The following is an 18,199-nucleotide window of genomic DNA, read 5'->3' as shown; positions in this document are numbered from 1 at the left end:
GCACAAAATTAGAAAAAGAATTATTTTATTAGCCAAATTATTTACCTGTACTATCATACCTTATGTGTATGCATTTTCATAGGAGAAAACACTTGAAAAAACATGGCATAGAATTGCATTTCTGCTTTCCAAATCATTCTTATAAATGAAGCGTTTTTTATTGCCTAAAATATTAGGGATATTTTACTATTCGTGAAAAAAAAATCAAAGCAATGAATAGAAGTAATGAATCGTTTAATAAAAAAGTTTACAGACGATTCAAAACAGGTGAATGAGATGGTTTTAAGAATGGAAATAAAGGCACAAGCTGCTTTTTTAATCTATCGAATGATTGGCTTTTGTTTACGTCCTGTTGTACCTTTTTATCTGTTTCTTCGTACTGTCCGTGGAAAAGAAGAGTGGGGGCGCCAAAAAGAGCGTTTGGGTAAGAGCCATAAAGCACGACCTCAAAGCCCACTCATTTGGTTGCATGCCGCCAGTGTTGGAGAAACACTTGCTCTTGTCCCTCTTATTGATTACATTTTATCATTGGGTATTAATGTATTATTGACAACTGGTACTGTAACATCTTCCACCCTTGTGAAAAAACAGTTTGGTAATCGGTTAATTCATCAATATGCTCCTTTGGACTTAGATTTGGCAGTACACCGTTTTATCAATCACTGGAAGCCGGATTTAACATTAATTTGTGAATCGGAAATCTGGCCTCTCCGTATTAAAGAATTGGCTAAAATGGGTATTCCACAAATTTTGGTTAATGCCCATATGTCTGAACGTTCTTTTAAAGCTTGGCAAAAACGTCCTGTTCTTGCCAAATATATTTTTAAGCATATTGACTTGGCTATTGGCCAAAATGAAAGAGATGTCGCTTATTACCATGCCCTTGGAGTAAAATCTGTTGCACTTTCTGGTAATCTTAAAGCCGATGTTTTACCAGCTGAAAATCAAGCCTTGCTTACACATTACCGTAATGCTATCGGCAACCGCCCAGTTTGGGCAGCTGTTTCAACCCATGAAGGTGAAGAAGAGATTGCTTTTGAGGTTCATAAGATTCTTAAAAATTATTTGCCAGATTTATTGACAATCATTGTGCCCCGCCATCCTCAACGCTTAGAAGATCTTATTAAAAAATGCAACAATAAGAGTTTGCGTTTTATCCGTAGAAGCAGTAATGTTGTTCCAGATGCAAATACAGACGTTTTCTGGGGTGATACGATTGGGGAAATGGGGCTTTTCCTTCGCTTATCAAAAGTGTCTTTCATTGGAAAGTCGTTATGTGGAAATGGTGGACACAATCCATTGGAATTGGCTCTTTTTGGTTCAGCTATTTTGACCGGACCTCATGTCTCAAATTTTCAAGAGATGTTTGAACAATTCTTAATGCGTGAAGCAGCATATATGATTCAAGATACAAAACAGCTTGCTATTCAAGTGTATAGGCTTTTAACAAATGAAGTATTACGACAAGAAATGATTGATAAAGCCTATGAAATTGCAACAAGTATGGCCGGTGCACTCGAACGCACATTAAAGGTTCTTGAACCATTTTTGCAACCTCTTGTGATACAAACAGGTTTAAGTCGGTACCGGGGTAAATATGCGTATTAACGCGCCATATTTTTGGTGGAAAGATAAAAGCTTTTTGCGTGTTTTGTTAGCCCCAATCTCATGGGTTTATAGTTATTATTCACGTCGCCATATGGCAAGACATCCCCCTATTATTGATCTTCCAGTTTTGTGTATTGGCAATTTTACATGCGGTGGTGCTGGTAAAACACCTGTTGTTATTGCTTTTGCCAAAGTAGCTAAAAAACTTGGTTTTGTGCCCGGTGTTGTATCCCGTGGTTATGGTGGAATAATTAAGGAAGTACATCTTGTCAATGAGGAATATGATAATGCGCGCGATGTTGGAGATGAATCGCTTTTACTTGCACGACATGCTCTTGTTGCCATATCCGCCGATCGTTATGCAGCAGCACAACGTCTCAAGCAAGAAGGATGTAATCTGATTTTAATGGATGACGGATTTCAAAGTCGCCGCCTTTATATGGACTATGCATTGCTCGTTGTAGATTCAATGCGTGGTTTTGGTAATGGACTTGTTTTTCCAGCAGGACCATTGCGTGCACCATTAAAAACACAACTTTCTTTGACAGATGGTGTTTTGTTAATTGGTCATTCGGATACACATGATAAAATTACTTTTCCTGCCACTCATACTGGAAAACCTTTGTATCATGCGTACCTTAAATCTTTAGCATCTGAAGAGGTTGCAAAAAAATCATTTTTGGCATTTGCAGGTATTGGCAATCCAAATAAATTTTTTAAATCCATTAAAGAACTTTCTGGTCATGTAGTCCAAACCTACTCTTATCCTGACCACTATTTTTTTACCGATACAGATTTAAAAAATCTTGTACAAAAGGCTAAAACTCAAAATTTATGGTTAGCTACAACTGCTAAAGATTACGTACGTATACAAACAAGCAATGTGCAAAAAATTTTAAAAAATCTTATTGTATTTGATATTAAAGTCGATTTTGTTCAAAAAGACTTTTGCCATATAATCCTTGAAGAAGTCATGACCCGTTTTAAAGAGCGCAAACATCTCCTTTAAAGAAATGAATTTATAGTTTTCAATTGGTTATTTTTTCTGCGTTTTTAACAATTGGCTGAGATACGGATTACACTCAAGTTCGCGATGATAGGAAATTTCACAACTAGCATACGCTTCTTGACGGTGATGATTCCAATATTTTAAATCTTCTAGCAGGATTTTTTGTCCGCTGACAGCACAAAGGGTATAGGTTCCATATTCTACGATTTTATATCCATTATTGGTATAATGAATTTTCGCTTCGCGTTCTTCACTAGAAAACATTCTTTATATTCCCTTTTTATTTTTATGAGGAAGTATCCAAGTAAAGTGCCATAAAACACCTTATGAAGTCGAGAGTGATTTAAAAAATATTTCCTTCTTGCCAATACGATAAGTAAGTAATTTATTTTCTACCAAAAAGCCTCTCTATATCAGCTAATTTAAGTTCAATATAAGTAGGTCGACCGTGATTACATGTCCCTGTATTAGGGGTTGCTTCTATTTGTCGTAATAGTGCATTCATTTCTTCAGGGCGCAAAAGACGTCCTGATCGTATTGAGCCATGACAAGCCATAGTAGCTGCGATATAATCAAGCATTGCTTTTAAATTGTCTGTCGTATCATACTCAGCAGCTTCATCTGCAAGATCCTTAATGAGGGCTTGTATGTTGACCTCCCCTAACATAGAGGGTGTTTCGCGTACAACAATTGCACCAGGACCAAATGGTTCTATCCCCAAGCCAAATTTCTGCAAAGCATCTTTATGCGTTAAAAGACATGTTGCCTCTTCTTCAGAGAGTTCTACAATTTCAGGGATAAGCAACAATTGTGAAGAAAGTGGTTTGGAATAAAGTGCATTCTTGAGTGCTTCATAAATCAATCGTTCATGAGCAGCATGCTGATCTACAATAATCAAACTATCCTGGGTTTGAGCGATAATGTAGTTTTTATGAATTTGTGCTCTGGCAGCCCCTAAGGGATAAGATAATTCTTCTGATGAAGGTGTAGTACTTGAAATATAGGCATCACCGCTTGGTATATTTAAGCCCTCCATAAGAGGAGTGGCATATTCTTTTAAACCCAAAGAGCTAGTAGTATCGAGTGGTTTGTGAATCATTGTTGCAGATGTAAAATGGTGAGGTTGTAGGCTGTAAGAAGAAGAAGTGCTTTTAAAAGCTTTTAATGGCTGTTGTGTTTGAAATGCAGCCAGCATTGCTTCAGAGTGCGTTGAAGTAGGACGAACACCCGTTTGATGCAATGCTTCACGAATTGCTCCAATGATTAAACCACGAATTAACCCTGAATCACGGAATCGTACATCTGCTTTGGTTGGATGGACATTTACGTCTACATCAGCAGGTGGTAGATCAATAAAAAGAATGGATACAGGATAACGATCCCGAATCATGACATCAGCATAGGCTCCTCGAATTGCTCCCCAAAGAAATTTATCGCGCACTGGACGCCCATTAACATAAGCAAATTGATGAAGACTATTACTACGATTAAAAGATGGTAAACAAGCAAACCCAGTCAAACGAACTGATTCGCGTTCAGCATTAAGTGGGATACTGTTGGGAGCAAATTCTTTACCCATAATTTGTGTAATACGTTGTAACTGTCCTTGGATATTATTTTCTGTAGCAGGAAGTTCCATAGTAGTTCTGTCTGGGCCTGAGAAAGAAAAGCGGATATGTGGAAATGCGATAGCAATTCGTTTAACCATATCGATAATGGCATTCGTTTCAGCACGATCAGTTTTCATAAATTTTAGCCGTGCTGGAGTGACAAAAAAAAGATCCCTAACTTCAACAATTGTTCCAGGATTTGCAGCAGCCGGTTTTGGTCCGACAATTTTTCCTGCTGTGACGGTAATTTCAGCAGCACTATCAGCATCTTGCGTTCGTGAAATTAATTTAAGTTTTGCCACAGAACCAATAGAGGGTAAAGCCTCCCCTCGAAAACCAAGGAAGCAGATATTGTGTACATCATCGGTAATTTTTGAAGTACAATGACGGGACACTGCTAATGTTAACTGATTAGCAGAAATACCACAACCGTTATCACTCACCTTTATAAAGTTTTTTCCACCATTTGCTATAACAATTTCAATACGCGTTGCTCTAGCATCAATAGAATTTTCAACAAGTTCTTTGACAACATTTGCTGGCCGTTCAATAACTTCACCGGCAGCAATTTGATTAATAATATTCTCGCTGAGATGGCGTATGATCATAATAAAGTCTAACAAGATTCCCGCGGATTCTATAGAAGTTTTGGATTATAATAGCATTATTTGTGTAACATTCAAGAATGACAAGGTATGAGAGATATTATTCAAAATAACTATTATTTACTTTCAAAGAGTATTGCACTAAATGCTGTTTCGTTTTTTTTAGCATTCTATGACTAATTATAGTAGTAAATTAATTGGGAAAATGAGAAGCGAATCATCTTTATTACCCGAAAACATCTTGTACTAATCAATCATCTAAGACAAAAAAGAAATGAAGTAAAAATGGAAGGCAAAACATATGGCGCGTAGTAGCGGTATTTTGGCAGATGATGATATACAAGCCTTAATTGATAATAATATTCTCAAAGCTCTTTGGCCATTTGATGCAGCCCAAATACAACCTGCAAGTCTTGATCTTCGTTTAGGGGATAAAGCTTATCGTATACGTGCTTCCTTTATGCCAGGAGCCAATGTGAAAGTTTTAGATAAACTCGAACGATTAAAGTTACACGAATTTGATTTGCGGAACGGAGCGGTTCTAGAAACAGGTTGTGTTTATATTGTCCCTCTTTTGGAAAGTTTAGCTTTACCGGACATTTTATCAGCAGTTACCAATCCTAAAAGTTCTACCGGACGTTTAGATATTTTTACACGTGTAATTACCGATAATGCTCAAGAATTTGATAAGATTTGTGCCGGTTATCATGGTCCACTTTATCTTGAAATTAGTCCACGTACATTTCCAATTTTGGTGCATACCGGTTCACGTTTATCTCAACTTCGGTTTCGCAAAGGACACAGTTATTTAAATGAAATTGAACTGCACACTTTGCATACGTATGAAACATTGATATCCGATGATTTACCTAATATTAGTGCAGGTGGGCTTGGGCTTTCCATTAATTTGAAAGGTGATGAAAATGGGCTTGTGGGCTACCGTGGTAAACGCCATACAAGTGTTATTGATATCGATAAACATGCTGTTGCAGATATTCTAGATTTTTGGGAGCCTCTTTTTGACCGTGGACAAAGGGAACTTATTCTTGATCCTGATGAGTTTTATATTTTAGTTTCGAGAGAAGCTGTCCATATTCCTCCACTTTATGCAGCGGAAATGACCCCTTTTGATCCTTTAGTTGGTGAATTTCGGGTGCATTATGCAGGTTTTTTTGACCCAGGGTTTGGACATATGGAAGCAGGTGGAAAAGGAGCAAAAGCGGTTTTGGAAGTACGCAGTCATGAAGTTCCGTTTATCTTGGAGCATGGTCAAATTATTGGCCGTTTAGTGTATGAACATATGCTTAATCGACCATCAGCACTTTACGGACATGATGCTGGATCACATTATCAAGCGCAAGGATTAAAGTTGTCTAAACATTTTAAATAATTTGAAAACACTAACTTTGATAAAATGTTTCAAAAAGCGGATTTTAATGAAAGAAACGCTGTAGTTTTTATCAATATGATATACTGCCAGTTTATTTGTTTCTCGAACTGAATATGCGGAATTAATTGCAGCCATTCGCTTTATTTTAAAAACTTTAAATAAATATATCACATACTTTTTTCAATATAACATATCGTTAAAGAATAAAAAATGAGTTTTCTTTCAGTGACAAAACAATAATAACTTTTTAAATACACTTTTATTTTAAATGCTATTTTGATAATTTTATATAATTTACGCTTTTTGTATATAATCGCTTTATAGTATGATTAGAAAATAGCTTAATCAAAGATGAAATTTTTCTGTTTATATGTACTCATATCTAAAATCCTTTAATACCCTGATAAACTAAGAAGTGTATATTCATAAATTTTGATTAACAGGCACCTACGAAAGAAAACATTGCTGGATGCATGTGACAAGTTCAGTTCATTCTATTAGTAGTTTTTTCATCTTTGGGAAGGAGACTTCTGTGATCTATACTTAATAGTTAGAGCTATATGACTTTTATCAACTATAACGTGAAATATCTTTAATAGCTTATAAGGTGTGTATTGTTTTAAAATTGGAATAGATGCTTAAAACAACCTCTATAAAAAGCATTGATATAAAAAACACTACATCTTAATTCTTGATTCTTAGAATACATACTAATAACCTGTGTATTTGTCAGTTATTGACTAAAGCTTAGCGCTGTCAAATTTTGAACCTGGAAAAGAACAAAAATAAAGATATTGTTTTTATCGATGTATTTTTTGAGTTGCAATCTTAATTGCCTGTATCTACTAAAGGGATATTTTGAGAAAATGTCTAATAGGGGAAGTGCTCAGGTTAGTTCTCATTAGTTTTAGGATTGTTTTTGTTTTCATTCAGGAACAGTGGTGTGATTCATGATTATTTCCTCAACATTTGATTATCGCAAAGCAGCAAAACGACGACTTCCTCCTTTTCTTTTTCACTATATCGATGGCGGAGCTTATGCTGAGGAAACAATGCGACGTAATTGTACAGATCTGCAAACGCTTGCATTACGTCAAAGAATTCTGAAACAGGTTAGTGAAGTTGATCTTTCAACTAAACTTTTTGGTCAAATACTTAATTTGCCGATTATACTTGCACCTGTTGGACTAACTGGCATGTATGCACGTCGTGGTGAGGTACAAGCTGCGCGTGCAGCTGTTGCAAAAGGGATTCCTTTTACCCTGTCCTCAGTTTCAGTTTGCCCCATTGCAGAAGTGCAAAAAGCGGTTGGAAGCGCATTTTGGTTTCAACTTTATGTTCTCAAAGATCGCGGGTTCATGCGTGATGCTTTAGAACGGTCTTGGGCATCTGGTGTGCGCACCTTGGTTTTTACAGTGGATATGCCGGTTCCTGGTGCACGTTATCGTGATGCACATTCGGGAATGTCTGGGCCCTATGCTGGATTACGCCGTATTTTACAGGCTTTTACCCATCCACATTGGGCGTGGAATGTTGGTGTTATGGGGCGACCACATGATCTTGGAAATGTTTCTACCTATTTGCAAAAGAAAATTGCATTGGATGATTACGTTGGTTGGCTTGGTGCAAATTTTGACCCATCAATTGGTTGGCGTGATTTGCAATGGATTCGAGATTTTTGGAAGGGAAAAATGATTTTGAAAGGCATTCTTGATCCAGAAGATGCACGAGAAGCAGTACAATTTGGTGCTGATGGCATTGTCGTTTCCAATCATGGCGGACGCCAACTTGATGGTGTCTTATCAACGGCACGCGCATTGCCAGCAATTGCGGAAACTGTAAAGGGTGATTTGATTATTTTAACAGATTCTGGTGTTCGTTCTGGTCTCGATGTTGTCCGCATGATAGCTCAAGGTGCAGATGCCGTTATGATTGGTCGTGCCTTTGTTTATGCGCTTGCAGCAGCAGGTGAAAAAGGTGTTGCTCACCTCCTTGACCTTTTAGCTAATGAAATGCGAGTAGCTATGACTTTGATCGGTGCACATACAATTAAAAAGATTACACGCGAAAATTTAGTAAGTATAGGTGCTTTTGAACAATGAACAAATGCACTGTCTTTAGAAAAGAAAAGCGTATTCAATAAAAGCAAAAAAGCGTGATTTAATGTGCTTGTCTGCTTTATTTTTTTGCATGTTCAATGATTTATGATGTTTTTGAGCTGATGAACATATTAAAAAGTAATTTAATAGTTTTTGTATTGTACTGCTAATATAGCTTTTGTTACACTATTTGGGTTGATTCCATAATTCGCTAAAATATCTAATTGGTTTCCATTAAAGATTGACTCATCCAGTATTCCCGACGATACAAATTTGCATACAATTCTATGTTCCATAAATAATCTAGCAATTCCATTTCTAAGCCTTCCATTTATACTATATTCTTCACAGACAATAATAGAATTATAGGATTTACATAGTTCTAGCACAAATGCATTATCTAAAAACCAAATTGTTGGCACACTTCCAACTATTAGCATAATTTCATATTTTGGGTGTTTTTCAGCAGCATTAAAACAAATCTGAACGATCTCGTCAGTAACAACAAAAGAATATCTTTTCCATTTTTTATAACATACGCTTTATTGATAATGATATTTGTATTCCTCATCTGTTGGAACTTATAGTGCCAATGTCCGTCTTCCTTATAGGAAATTCCATACTCCTTCATTGTGTTTACAAATATTGCTGTTGGTCTGTTCTTATGAGATGGAGGAGAACCGAAGGATTTTTTTAATTGTGTTATATTATGATCATCAATTTCTACAACAAAGTACTGAACACTTTTAAATTTATTTTTTAAGTGCTCTCTTTTCATTAAGATACCCAGTCTTATCAACAATTTGAGTTTATTTCTATCGACAGCCACAATAAGACTGATGAACTAATAATGTGCTGAAAATAATGCAACCTCCCAGATGAATCCTTTTGTCTTTCGCCATCGCCAAGAAGTACAAAAGAATGATAGGATTGAGAGTTAAGTTGCCCCAAAGAGCCATTATTCCTGTACCAAGAAAACCTATGTTTTGCTCGTTGCCAAGAATTTTTTTGGTTACATGGCAAATAAAATTAAAATCAAAGCTTAAATACGTATCAAAAAGTTGAGGATCAAATGCTATTTGTTATAATACAATGTACAGTGCCTTAACTGCATAACCATTACTTTGAATATATCGATCGCCATTAATATTATAGATGCGCGTTGGATTTATTTGCAAAATTATATTTGTATAAGCTATTAAAGAAATTAATCTAGGAAAAGCTTCTAGCTATGTGGTTAATTTTTGCTTTTCTAATGAGATTAAGTATTTTATTAAGTCACAAACGAAAGGCATAAAATGCCTTGTAAATATCTGCTCTATTGGTTACATAAGTCATACTGTCTTCTTCTTTCCAAGTTTTTAAAAAGTTTATATAAAATTGTAATTTTATACGTTACTTATCCTTTATTTTGATCATATAAGATAAATTCCATGATAAAGAAAATATTGATCATTTTGATATAACGTTATCAAGAGTTTTGTATATATGCAGCAACCTTAAAAGATCATTTGCATCTTTTATACTGCCTATATTGCTTACCTGAAATTAAAAAGTCTTGTGATATTCATGAAAAGAGCAACTATATCATGCCATATATCTTTTTTAGATACACCGCATAGAAAAATACATATACGGGCAAAAAATTGTATATTGGTTATGAAAAATGGTAATATAAAAATTTCACACACCCTTGATTAGTAAAAAAATTGTCTTTAATTAATATAGTAATCATTCCATAAAAAAGTGTCATGAGAAAAGTAATACAAAATTATTTTTCTCATCCTTTTGTATAAAAATGAAAACTTTCTCAAACCTAAAACTATGATCGCAGTTTATAAAGACGTATTGCTGTCTCACCATAAAAACGCTCATCATCTAGATAAAATATCTCAGGTAAATGAATAATTGTATCTTTCTTTTCTTCAAGCACAAAGAGTGTATCATTTTTTGCCCACCCTCCTCTTAGAGCCTCCACAAAAGCACGCTCACCTAAACAATGGCCATAAGGAGGATCTGCGCAAATTACATCAAATGGCAACATTGTGCCAATATTACCCAGTTTTGTAGCATCACGACGCAAAATGCGTCCAATTGACTGCAATTCCAAAGCTTCAATATTTTTTTGAAGTAATCCACGTCCCTCAACTGAATTTTCAACAAAAACAGCAGCTTTTGCACCACGCGATAGAGCCTCTATGCCTAAAGCACCAGTACCAGCAAAAAGATCAAGAATACGTTTATTGGTCCAAAATTGTTCTTCTCGACTCGCAAGAATATTGAAAAGGTTTTCGCGCGTACGATCACTCGTTGGACGAATTGACTGCCCCACAGGTGCAAACAAAATACGCCCAGCAAATTTACCGCCGACGATCCGCACGTGGTTCTCCAAATTTCTTCCCTATTTTTCCTTCATCGTTATATGTTATAGATTTTCTTATATTACCAATAAACAATTTATCCTTTTTCTTACTCTCAAAAGCATGCTCACCATTATTGTCTTTCACAACCCTTTCTTCTCTCTTAAAAGAATGCTTCTTTTTGCCGACAACACATACTTCTCCATAAGACTTTTTACTATGCTTTTGATCAAAACTAACACCTCTCTCTTTCTGCAACTGTACTACTGGAGATTTTTCTTTAGCTTTATGAAAAGCTCTTGGGCCAGCTAAATCTCTTTTATGATCTTGAGAAGTACTGCTATTATAGAAAGACTTTTTAAGTGAACTCTGTGGACGTGCACCAGGAGCCATCCAAACATTAGAACGACGACAACGAGGCAAAAAACGCTCTACTTTCCTTTCCTCGCTCTTATCCTTGCGTATAAATTTTTCATCAGATTTTGTAACCAACCGTGATTGATCGTGTTTAGTAAAACGGTCTCGCTGTCTACGCTGTATACCTTTCTCACTCGAGAAAATCCAACCATCATTGGTGACACAAATATCCCTATCATTTCGTCTTTCCGCAATAAGCGTAGAATTTGAAAATGGCTTTAAAACTGGAGCATCAAAATTTGCATTGGCTTGTATAATCAAACGCTCTCCCAATTGCTCACGTAACATACGACCTTTTATCTCACGAACGGCCCCTTCATCCAGATCAGAGAGCTGAAATGGACCATAAGATACACGAATTAAACGATTAACCGATAATCCTAAAGCACCAAAAACTTTCTTTATTTCACGATTTTTTCCTTCACGCAAAGCCACAGAAAGCCAAATATTTGTCCCTTGTTCACGTTCAATTGATGCTTCAATCGAACCATAGAATACACCATTCACCGCTATGCCATTTTTAAGGTTATCAAGTGCATTCTGTTTTACTTTTCCATGAGCACGAACTCGATATTTGCGCACCCATCCTGTTAAGGGAAGCTCTAATATACGTGCTAAACCTCCATCATTGGTTAACAGCAAAAGCCCTTCTGTATTAATGTCAAGCCTGCCTACAGAAAGAACACGAGGCATTCCTTTTGGCAAATTGCTAAATACTGTTGGTCTACCTTCAGGATCACGGTTAGTGGTGACAAGTCCTGCCGGTTTGTGGTAAAGCCATAAGCGCGTTCGTTCCATGGGAGATAAAGATTTGCCATCAACTTTAATAACATCAGAGCGAGTAACATTAAAAGCAGGTGTCGTTACCACTTTACCATTAACAACAATACGACCTGCAACAATCATCATTTCTGCATCACGACGCGAAGCAACACCTGCACGCGCTAATCTTTTAGCGATCCGCTCACTCTCATTGTTTTCATTCATGCGCTCTTTACATCAACCTCTTCCAATACGTTCAGCAAATCATCTACCCATACCATGCCGCTTATCCTAAAAAGTGGGAGTAACACAATCATTTATTATTTTCTATCCCCTAGTAGCATAATATATTGGTTTACTTGCCAGTTGATTTAAATATTTAAAAAATAATAGCCCTTCGTTATAAAAGGATTATAACTCATTCATTTTATAATACTCCTCATGAAGAAACTATATGGAGAAGCTTGTCGACTCCCTATATTTTAGTAGAAAGAACTCTATGACTTTGACTCCCATGGAAATAGCCCTCTTAGAAGCACAATGGGCAAAAAAAAAAGATGAAGTCCCAGTTGGTGCTGTTATCACACGCGGAAAAACTATCATTGCACGCGCTAGTAACTATATAAAAGCCGCATATGATCCTACAGGACATGCAGAAATGCGCGTAATCCGTATGGCCTGCGAAACCCTCCAAAGTGAAAGGCTTTCTGATTGTGACCTGTATGTAACCCTCGAGCCTTGTGCGATGTGCGCTGCAGCCATTTCACTTGCACGCATACAGCGTCTCTATTATGCAACAAGCGATTCTAAAGGAGGTGCTATTGAACACGGTCCACGTTTTTATCAGCAGCCAACCTGTCATCACAAACCTGAAATCTATTCTGGTTTTAAGGAAAAAGAAGCAGCCCAATTGCTTAAAAATTTTTTTGCACAAAAGCGATGTTAAAAAATTTCTCTTCTATCTATAACACCTACTTTGAACAATATTAGAACTCTCTAAAAAGGTTAATAACTCTTTTTTTATCCAAACTGGTTTTAAAGCACTTTTCTTCGAAACTCTTTTAACGCCTCGACTCTGATTGACCAACAGGCACTATCTTCGCTGGTTGCCGATAACTTAAAGGTGGCTCAGTGAGATACCGGCGATACTTTGCACTACCACCTCGCGCTCTTTGACGACGCAAATATTCCTGCTGCTGCTTCGCGTTCAACTGTGGAATACTTTCTGAATCAGCAGCATTGGCATGCTTATTAATTAATGATATCTTTTTTGGAAAAACGGGAACTCTGCCATTATCAAGATGTTGCTTCGTCGTTTCTGCTCTACCAAGAGAGCTATTCTGTGCTATATCTTGTTGTGGTAATGGTAAAACTAAGTGCGAACCGAATTTCGGCATCACAAGTTTTGAATGAGGTTTCATAATAAGTTGACTATTATCGTTTGTTGATGTCAGCGAAGCAAAGTTAGCAATATCTTCAAAAAACTGTAATGAAACCGACTTATCTGTACCATAGGTAGGAGCAGATAAACCACATCCTGTTAACACAAAGCATATACCCAAAATGCTTATTGGCAATATTTTTATTTCACGTTTTTTCACTACTTATCCCATTTTTTTAAGTATATGGCTGAATAATCTTCCCGCATTTATTGTAGATACGTTCCACACAATAAATCCACCTCTCCCCCACAGAAAAACAAAGAGTTTCCTTATTATCATAAAAGATAATACGCATCAATCACAGAATTGAACCGAAACAACCCCGCATTTGTTTTCTTCCCTTGGTCTAAAACTTTAAATCTTTCCAAGCATCTGTAATTCCCGCAAAGCAGCTGCATCACGAGCTGAGACATCAGGATAAGCTGGATCACTCCCAACATCTTGCGTATAGCGCCATGACCGAGCACATTTTTTCCCCAGCGCCTTTTCCGGATACACACCAACGCCTTCCACATCACTCAGAGTAAAAGCATCCTCAGGTGGTACATCCTGTTTAATTGTTAGGGCACTTGTGATACAAATTTCCGCCATATCCAAATTTTCTAATGCCTCTAGTAAAGCCAGATTAGAAATAAAAACAATAGGTGCAGCTTCTAAAGATGATCCAATATGCTTATCCGCTCGTTCAAGCTCTAAAGCACCTGTCACAACTTTACGGACTTGCCGAACTTTTTGCCAACGTTCAGCCAAAGATTCATTTTTCCATTCCTCTCGTGCAGGACGAAATTGTTCTAAATGCACCGACTGACTTTCTGGATAACGCTCTAACCAAGCTTCTTCCATTGTAAAAGGCAACATTGGAGCAAGCCATGTTACCATTCGTTCAAAAATCTCACGAACTACCTGCAAGGAAGCCTTACGTTTCTTTGATGAAGGAGCATCACAATAAAGAGAATCTTTTCGAATATCAAAATAAAAGGCCGATAACTCAATAATCGAAAAATCCAACAATGCACGCATAATCTTTTTAAAATCGAACGCGTCATAGGCCCGATTAATCAATTGATCGAGTTCATAAAGCCGATGTAATATAAGTTTTTCAAGATCTGGTAGTGTACAATAAGATATTTCTTCTCCTTCATCATGCGCTAAAGTCCCAAGCATCCAACGAATTGCATTCCGTAGTTTACGATACGAATCTACATTTGTTTGAAGAATTTTTTTACCTAAACGCTGATCTTCCCAATAATCAGTCGTCATGACCCAGAGACGAAAAATATCAGCACCCGATGTTTTAATGATCTCTTGCGGAACAACTATATTGCCTAAAGATTTAGACATTTTCTTGCCATTCTCATCCAAAGTAAAACCGTGTGTGATCACCACTTTATAAGGAGAACAAGCGCGCGTACCACAACTTTCCAAAAGAGAAGATTGGAACCATCCACGATGTTGATCAGATCCTTCAAAATAAACATCGGCAGGCCATTTTAAATCAGCTCGATCTTCTAACACAAAGCTATGACTCGCTCCAGAATCAAACCAAACATCAAGAATATCACGAACTTGAACCCAAGGTTCATGCACACGGTCACCTAAAAAACGCTCTCGTGCTCCCTCAGCAAACCACGCATCTGCGCCCTCTGCTTCAAAAGCCTGCAAAATACGCTCATTCACGCTCTCATCTTTCAGAACTATACCTTCCTCATTGGCAAAAATACAAATAGGAACCCCCCAAGATCGCTGACGAGAAAGAACCCAATCAGGACGATCTGCTATCATAGAAGCTAATCGGTTTTGACCAGAAGAAGGAACAAAACGTGTCATCGAAATAGCTTTCAAAGCACGACTGCGTAGAGTTGAACCATCTCCAAGATCTTTATCCATTGAAATAAACCATTGTGGTGTATTACGAAAAATGACTGGTTTTTTTGAACGCCAACTGTGAGGGTAAGAATGCTTTAAACGACCGCGTGCAAATAACCGATCCGCTTTGATTAAAGCGTTAATAACTTCTCTATTGGCATTACCCATTTTTCCATTATCATCAATAACGCGTGCAGGCCCTTCTTTACGCTCTGGACCAAAACCAGGAACATCTTTTGTGTAAAAACCAGCATCATCAACAGGAAATGGTATAGATGAATCAATACCTGCCTCTTCCAATTGAGGCTTATAAGCATTCCAAATCTCAAAATCTTCACGCCCATGGCTGGGCGCTGTATGAACAAAACCTGTACCAGCACTCTCTGTTACGTGCGAACCATCAAGCAACATAATCTTATAATGATAACTTCCGGACAAACCTTTGAGTGGGTGAGAAAGAAGAAGCGTTTTGAGCTCATCCGTAGAAACAACACGTAAACGCTTCAAAACAAGTTTTGCTTTTTCTGCACAACTCATGGCCAATGCATCAGCAAAGAGAAATTTCTCTCCAGCTTGAGGACCAAAATCATTTTCCGTGCTTTCAACTTCGTAAAGACCGTAAGAAATCTGCGATGAATAACTGACCGCACGGTTACCAGGAATTGTCCAGGGAGTAGTTGTCCAAATCACGACATAAGCACCATACAAATCGCTAGAATCTGTTTTTAAAATAGGAAACTTAACCCAAATAACCTCTGATTCATGATCATGATATTCAATCTCTGCCTCTGCTAAAGCCGTACGCTCCACAACTGACCACATCACAGGCTTTGAACCACGATAAATCTGGTCTGACATAGCAAACTTTATCAATTCACCGGCAATACGCGCTTCTGCATGAAAAGCCATTGTAGTATAAGGAATGTTAAAATCTCCAACAACACCAAGGCGTTTAAATTCTTCACTTTGAACAGTGATCCAATGTTGTGCAAATTCACGGCATTCTTGACGAAATTCGTTAAGGGGTACATCATCCTTATTTTTCCCTTGCGCACGATATTTTTCTTCAATCTTCCATTCAATCGGAAGCCCATGGCAGTCCCAACCAGGAACATAATTTGCGTTAAAACCGCGCATTTGGAATGAACGAACAATCACATCCTTTAGAACTTTGTTCAAAGCGTGGCCAATATGTATATGTCCATTCGCATAAGGTGGACCATCATGAAGAATGTAAAACGGACGATCTTTTGCTTGTTGTCGCAATTGCGTATAAAGCCCTATATTTTCCCATCGTGCTATTAATTCAAGCTCTTTTTGAGGTAGCCCTGCACGCATCGGAAAATTTGTTTGCGGTAGATAAAGAGTTTTCGAATAATCTATTGTTTCATTTTTCACAGCCATTGTGAAATATTCCTATCCACTTTTACGATTTCATTTTTGCATAACTCTCCTGAACCCTGCAACTCTGGTTTTTTTATCTATAGGGAAGGCCGAGCTCATTATACGTATTAAGCAGCGATCAAGAAGATATATCATTACACTTTATGCGCTTTATCATGAAATTATCAAGAAAGGAAATCCAAAAATGATCGTCTAAAAAACAAAGGCCCTACCACCGGTAGAGCCCTTTTATCAATTCATTCTGACAGTAAATTAGAATTTGTAAGCGATACCAACACGGAAATCATTGGTTTTATAATTCACTTCAAGTTTTTCCTTTGCAAATTTCTTTTTACCAAAATCAGAGTAACGGTATTCCGCACGCACAATAACATTGTCCAACATTGCAAAATCAATACCACCACCAAGAGTATAACCAATCACTGTCTTTGCTTCGTCAGTTAAATTCTTAGAAGAAACAACATTTGCATCACTTGTATTACTTTTCTTAAATGATACTGATATAGTATCTTGGAGCCGCGTATAGGCAACACCACCGGCAATATAAGGCATAAAACGATCAGCAGTAAAACCGATACGTACCCGTGTAGCACCAACCCAATTTTGCTTTAAAGTATGACTTAAAGTTTCAACCTTGCCCCCTTGAACTAGAGCAAGACTAGCGATCTCTCTTTTCACCTGCTCTATACCATATACACTGGTACTGTTTTTATCCGCATTAGCTCCAACGTTTCCACTTCCGTGATGGTTAACTCCCCCTGCTCCATTGCCAGCTTGTCTTTGCGTTTCTTCTGATCCTGATCTTGCAAATACTAGTTGGGGCCTTGCAGATGTCGATGCTCCGGATTCTCCTGACCTTCCTTCTACTGGTGATGCTGACCTCCCTCCTGAATTTGAATCTGATCTACCTAATGATTCAGGTGATGATACTCCTGAAGAAGATGATGAGGGTCCTGAAGAAGATGATGATGATGCTGATTCTTGTTGTGGTTGGCCCGATGGCGCTGATCTACGAGTTCTTGAGACTACATTTTCTACTAAAGTACTATTAGAAGATGCTATAGTAATGGTCTTTGAGTGTTTTTTACCAGACCATGTTAAATCCGTATCGATACCAAAAACAAAGTTATCGCCAAGATCAATATTAGAACCTGCATAAAGACCACCTTCAAAACCTGAAAATTTAGGTGATAAATCTTTACTTAGCGGTACCGTCTTGCCCTGAGCAGCCATACTCATATCAATTTTACTTGACAAACCACCAACCTGCGCACCAAGATACAGGCCCGTCCATGTAAAAGTAGGAGCTACAAAAGCTGATGAAGTAACCGGTGTAGGCTGACGAGGAATCATTACGTCTGCTGCCTGCGCTGCAGAAGATGAAATTAAAGCAAAAATAGAAGCTGATATCAAACGTTTCGTGTTCATAAATTATCTCCAAAAATCCAAAACGGATTGTATATAGTGTATCTATGTTTAAATATCTGTAGCAAAAATATCACATCCACAAAAAAAATAGAGGCTCTGTTAAAGACAGAGCCTTTTAGCTTTAATTTTGTACTAATAATTCTGTTTTTTACATTTAGACTTTGTAAGCTGCACTAACACAGAAATCATTCATCCTGTA

Annotated in this window: 13 protein-coding genes; 5 read left to right on the top strand and 8 right to left on the bottom strand. The window is 37.3% G+C overall.

Annotated features, from left to right (window positions below; all coding sequences use genetic code 11):
- Positions 1-288: 288 nt before the first annotated feature.
- Together waaA and lpxK are read left to right on the top strand one after the other, a co-directional pair.
- A complete protein-coding gene (gene waaA, locus HWV54_RS05205) occupies positions 289-1,608 on the top strand; it encodes a lipid IV(A) 3-deoxy-D-manno-octulosonic acid transferase (RefSeq protein WP_040296461.1) in 1,320 nt (439 codons plus the stop codon).
- Entirely contained in the window at positions 1,598-2,617 is a 1,020-nt protein-coding gene (gene lpxK, locus HWV54_RS05200; RefSeq protein WP_005866048.1) for a tetraacyldisaccharide 4'-kinase, read from the top strand. Before waaA ends, lpxK begins: the two co-directional genes overlap by 11 nt.
- Positions 2,618-2,644: 27 nt before the next feature.
- Here lpxK and HWV54_RS05195 read toward each other — a convergent pair whose 3' ends face one another.
- Complete coding sequence (locus HWV54_RS05195) at positions 2,645-2,881, bottom strand: DUF2093 domain-containing protein (protein WP_005866050.1); 237 nt, start codon at positions 2,879-2,881, stop codon at positions 2,645-2,647.
- A 121-nt stretch (positions 2,882-3,002) separates the two neighbouring features.
- The gene (gene mutL, locus HWV54_RS05190; protein WP_005866052.1) at positions 3,003-4,835 is read right to left on the bottom strand and encodes a DNA mismatch repair endonuclease MutL; all 1,833 of its coding nucleotides are present in this window, start codon (positions 4,833-4,835) and stop codon (positions 3,003-3,005) included.
- Positions 4,836-5,133: 298 nt separating this feature from the next.
- Here mutL and HWV54_RS05185 point away from each other — a divergent pair, with 298 nt between their 5' ends.
- Together HWV54_RS05185 and lldD are read left to right on the top strand one after the other, a co-directional pair.
- Positions 5,134-6,222, top strand: coding sequence for a 2'-deoxycytidine 5'-triphosphate deaminase (locus tag HWV54_RS05185; protein ID WP_005866053.1), 1,089 nt, complete (start codon positions 5,134-5,136; stop codon positions 6,220-6,222).
- 950 nt (positions 6,223-7,172) lie between these two features.
- Positions 7,173-8,324, top strand: coding sequence for an FMN-dependent L-lactate dehydrogenase LldD (gene lldD / locus HWV54_RS05180; RefSeq protein ID WP_005866055.1), 1,152 nt, complete (start codon positions 7,173-7,175; stop codon positions 8,322-8,324).
- Between the two features lie 140 nt (positions 8,325-8,464).
- On the opposite strand, the gene HWV54_RS07050 is transcribed toward lldD, so the two are convergent.
- From HWV54_RS07050 to HWV54_RS05165, 3 genes are all read right to left on the bottom strand, one after another.
- Complete coding sequence (locus tag HWV54_RS07050) at positions 8,465-8,761, bottom strand: transketolase C-terminal domain-containing protein (RefSeq protein WP_005866057.1); 297 nt, start codon at positions 8,759-8,761, stop codon at positions 8,465-8,467.
- A 1,382-nt stretch (positions 8,762-10,143) separates the two neighbouring features.
- A complete protein-coding gene (gene rsmD, locus HWV54_RS05170) occupies positions 10,144-10,701 on the bottom strand; it encodes a 16S rRNA (guanine(966)-N(2))-methyltransferase RsmD (protein ID WP_005866060.1) in 558 nt (185 codons plus the stop codon).
- Entirely contained in the window at positions 10,682-12,085 is a 1,404-nt protein-coding gene (locus tag HWV54_RS05165) for a pseudouridine synthase (RefSeq protein WP_005866062.1), read from the bottom strand. Before HWV54_RS05165 ends, rsmD begins: the two co-directional genes overlap by 20 nt.
- Before the next feature lie 274 nt (positions 12,086-12,359).
- Here HWV54_RS05165 and HWV54_RS05160 point away from each other — a divergent pair, with 274 nt between their 5' ends.
- Positions 12,360-12,806, top strand: coding sequence for a nucleoside deaminase (locus HWV54_RS05160; protein ID WP_005866063.1), 447 nt, complete (start codon positions 12,360-12,362; stop codon positions 12,804-12,806).
- A 115-nt stretch (positions 12,807-12,921) separates the two neighbouring features.
- On the opposite strand, the gene HWV54_RS05155 is transcribed toward HWV54_RS05160, so the two are convergent.
- The 3 genes from HWV54_RS05155 to HWV54_RS05145 all read right to left on the bottom strand — a co-directional run bounded on the left by HWV54_RS05155 (position 12,922) and on the right by HWV54_RS05145 (position 18,000).
- Positions 12,922-13,461, bottom strand: coding sequence for a hypothetical protein (locus HWV54_RS05155; RefSeq protein WP_005866065.1), 540 nt, complete (start codon positions 13,459-13,461; stop codon positions 12,922-12,924).
- Between the two features lie 195 nt (positions 13,462-13,656).
- Positions 13,657-16,572: an isoleucine--tRNA ligase gene (gene ileS / locus HWV54_RS05150; RefSeq protein ID WP_005866067.1), complete on the bottom strand. Its 2,916-nt coding sequence runs from the start codon at positions 16,570-16,572 to the stop codon at positions 13,657-13,659.
- Between the two features lie 252 nt (positions 16,573-16,824).
- The gene (locus HWV54_RS05145) at positions 16,825-18,000 is read right to left on the bottom strand and encodes an outer membrane protein (RefSeq protein ID WP_005866069.1); all 1,176 of its coding nucleotides are present in this window, start codon (positions 17,998-18,000) and stop codon (positions 16,825-16,827) included.
- Positions 18,001-18,199 lie beyond the last annotated feature (199 nt).

The sequence above is a fragment of the Bartonella alsatica genome, assembly GCF_013388295.1.
Classification (GTDB): Bacteria; Pseudomonadota; Alphaproteobacteria; order Rhizobiales; family Rhizobiaceae; genus Bartonella; species Bartonella alsatica.
The sequence above is the reverse complement of the archived record's forward strand: the minus strand, read 5'-3'. Positions and strand labels throughout refer to the sequence as shown.

Bases quoted from the DNA above. Each gene is read 5' to 3' on its own strand.
- waaA (WP_040296461.1), top strand. From the start codon at position 289: ATGGAAATAAAGGCACAAGCTGCTTTTTTAATCTATCGAATGATTGGC.
- lpxK (WP_005866048.1), top strand. From the start codon at position 1,598: ATGCGTATTAACGCGCCATATTTTTGGTGGAAAGATAAAAGCTTTTTG.
- HWV54_RS05195 (WP_005866050.1), bottom strand. From the start codon at position 2,881: ATGTTTTCTAGTGAAGAACGCGAAGCGAAAATTCATTATACCAATAAT.
- mutL (WP_005866052.1), bottom strand. From the start codon at position 4,835: ATGATCATACGCCATCTCAGCGAGAATATTATTAATCAAATTGCTGCC.
- HWV54_RS05185 (WP_005866053.1), top strand. From the start codon at position 5,134: ATGGCGCGTAGTAGCGGTATTTTGGCAGATGATGATATACAAGCCTTA.
- lldD (WP_005866055.1), top strand. From the start codon at position 7,173: ATGATTATTTCCTCAACATTTGATTATCGCAAAGCAGCAAAACGACGA.
- HWV54_RS07050 (WP_005866057.1), bottom strand. From the start codon at position 8,761: ATGCTAATAGTTGGAAGTGTGCCAACAATTTGGTTTTTAGATAATGCA.
- HWV54_RS05165 (WP_005866062.1), bottom strand. From the start codon at position 12,085: ATGAATGAAAACAATGAGAGTGAGCGGATCGCTAAAAGATTAGCGCGT.
- HWV54_RS05160 (WP_005866063.1), top strand. From the start codon at position 12,360: ATGACTTTGACTCCCATGGAAATAGCCCTCTTAGAAGCACAATGGGCA.
- ileS (WP_005866067.1), bottom strand. From the start codon at position 16,572: ATGGCTGTGAAAAATGAAACAATAGATTATTCGAAAACTCTTTATCTA.
- HWV54_RS05145 (WP_005866069.1), bottom strand. From the start codon at position 18,000: ATGAACACGAAACGTTTGATATCAGCTTCTATTTTTGCTTTAATTTCA.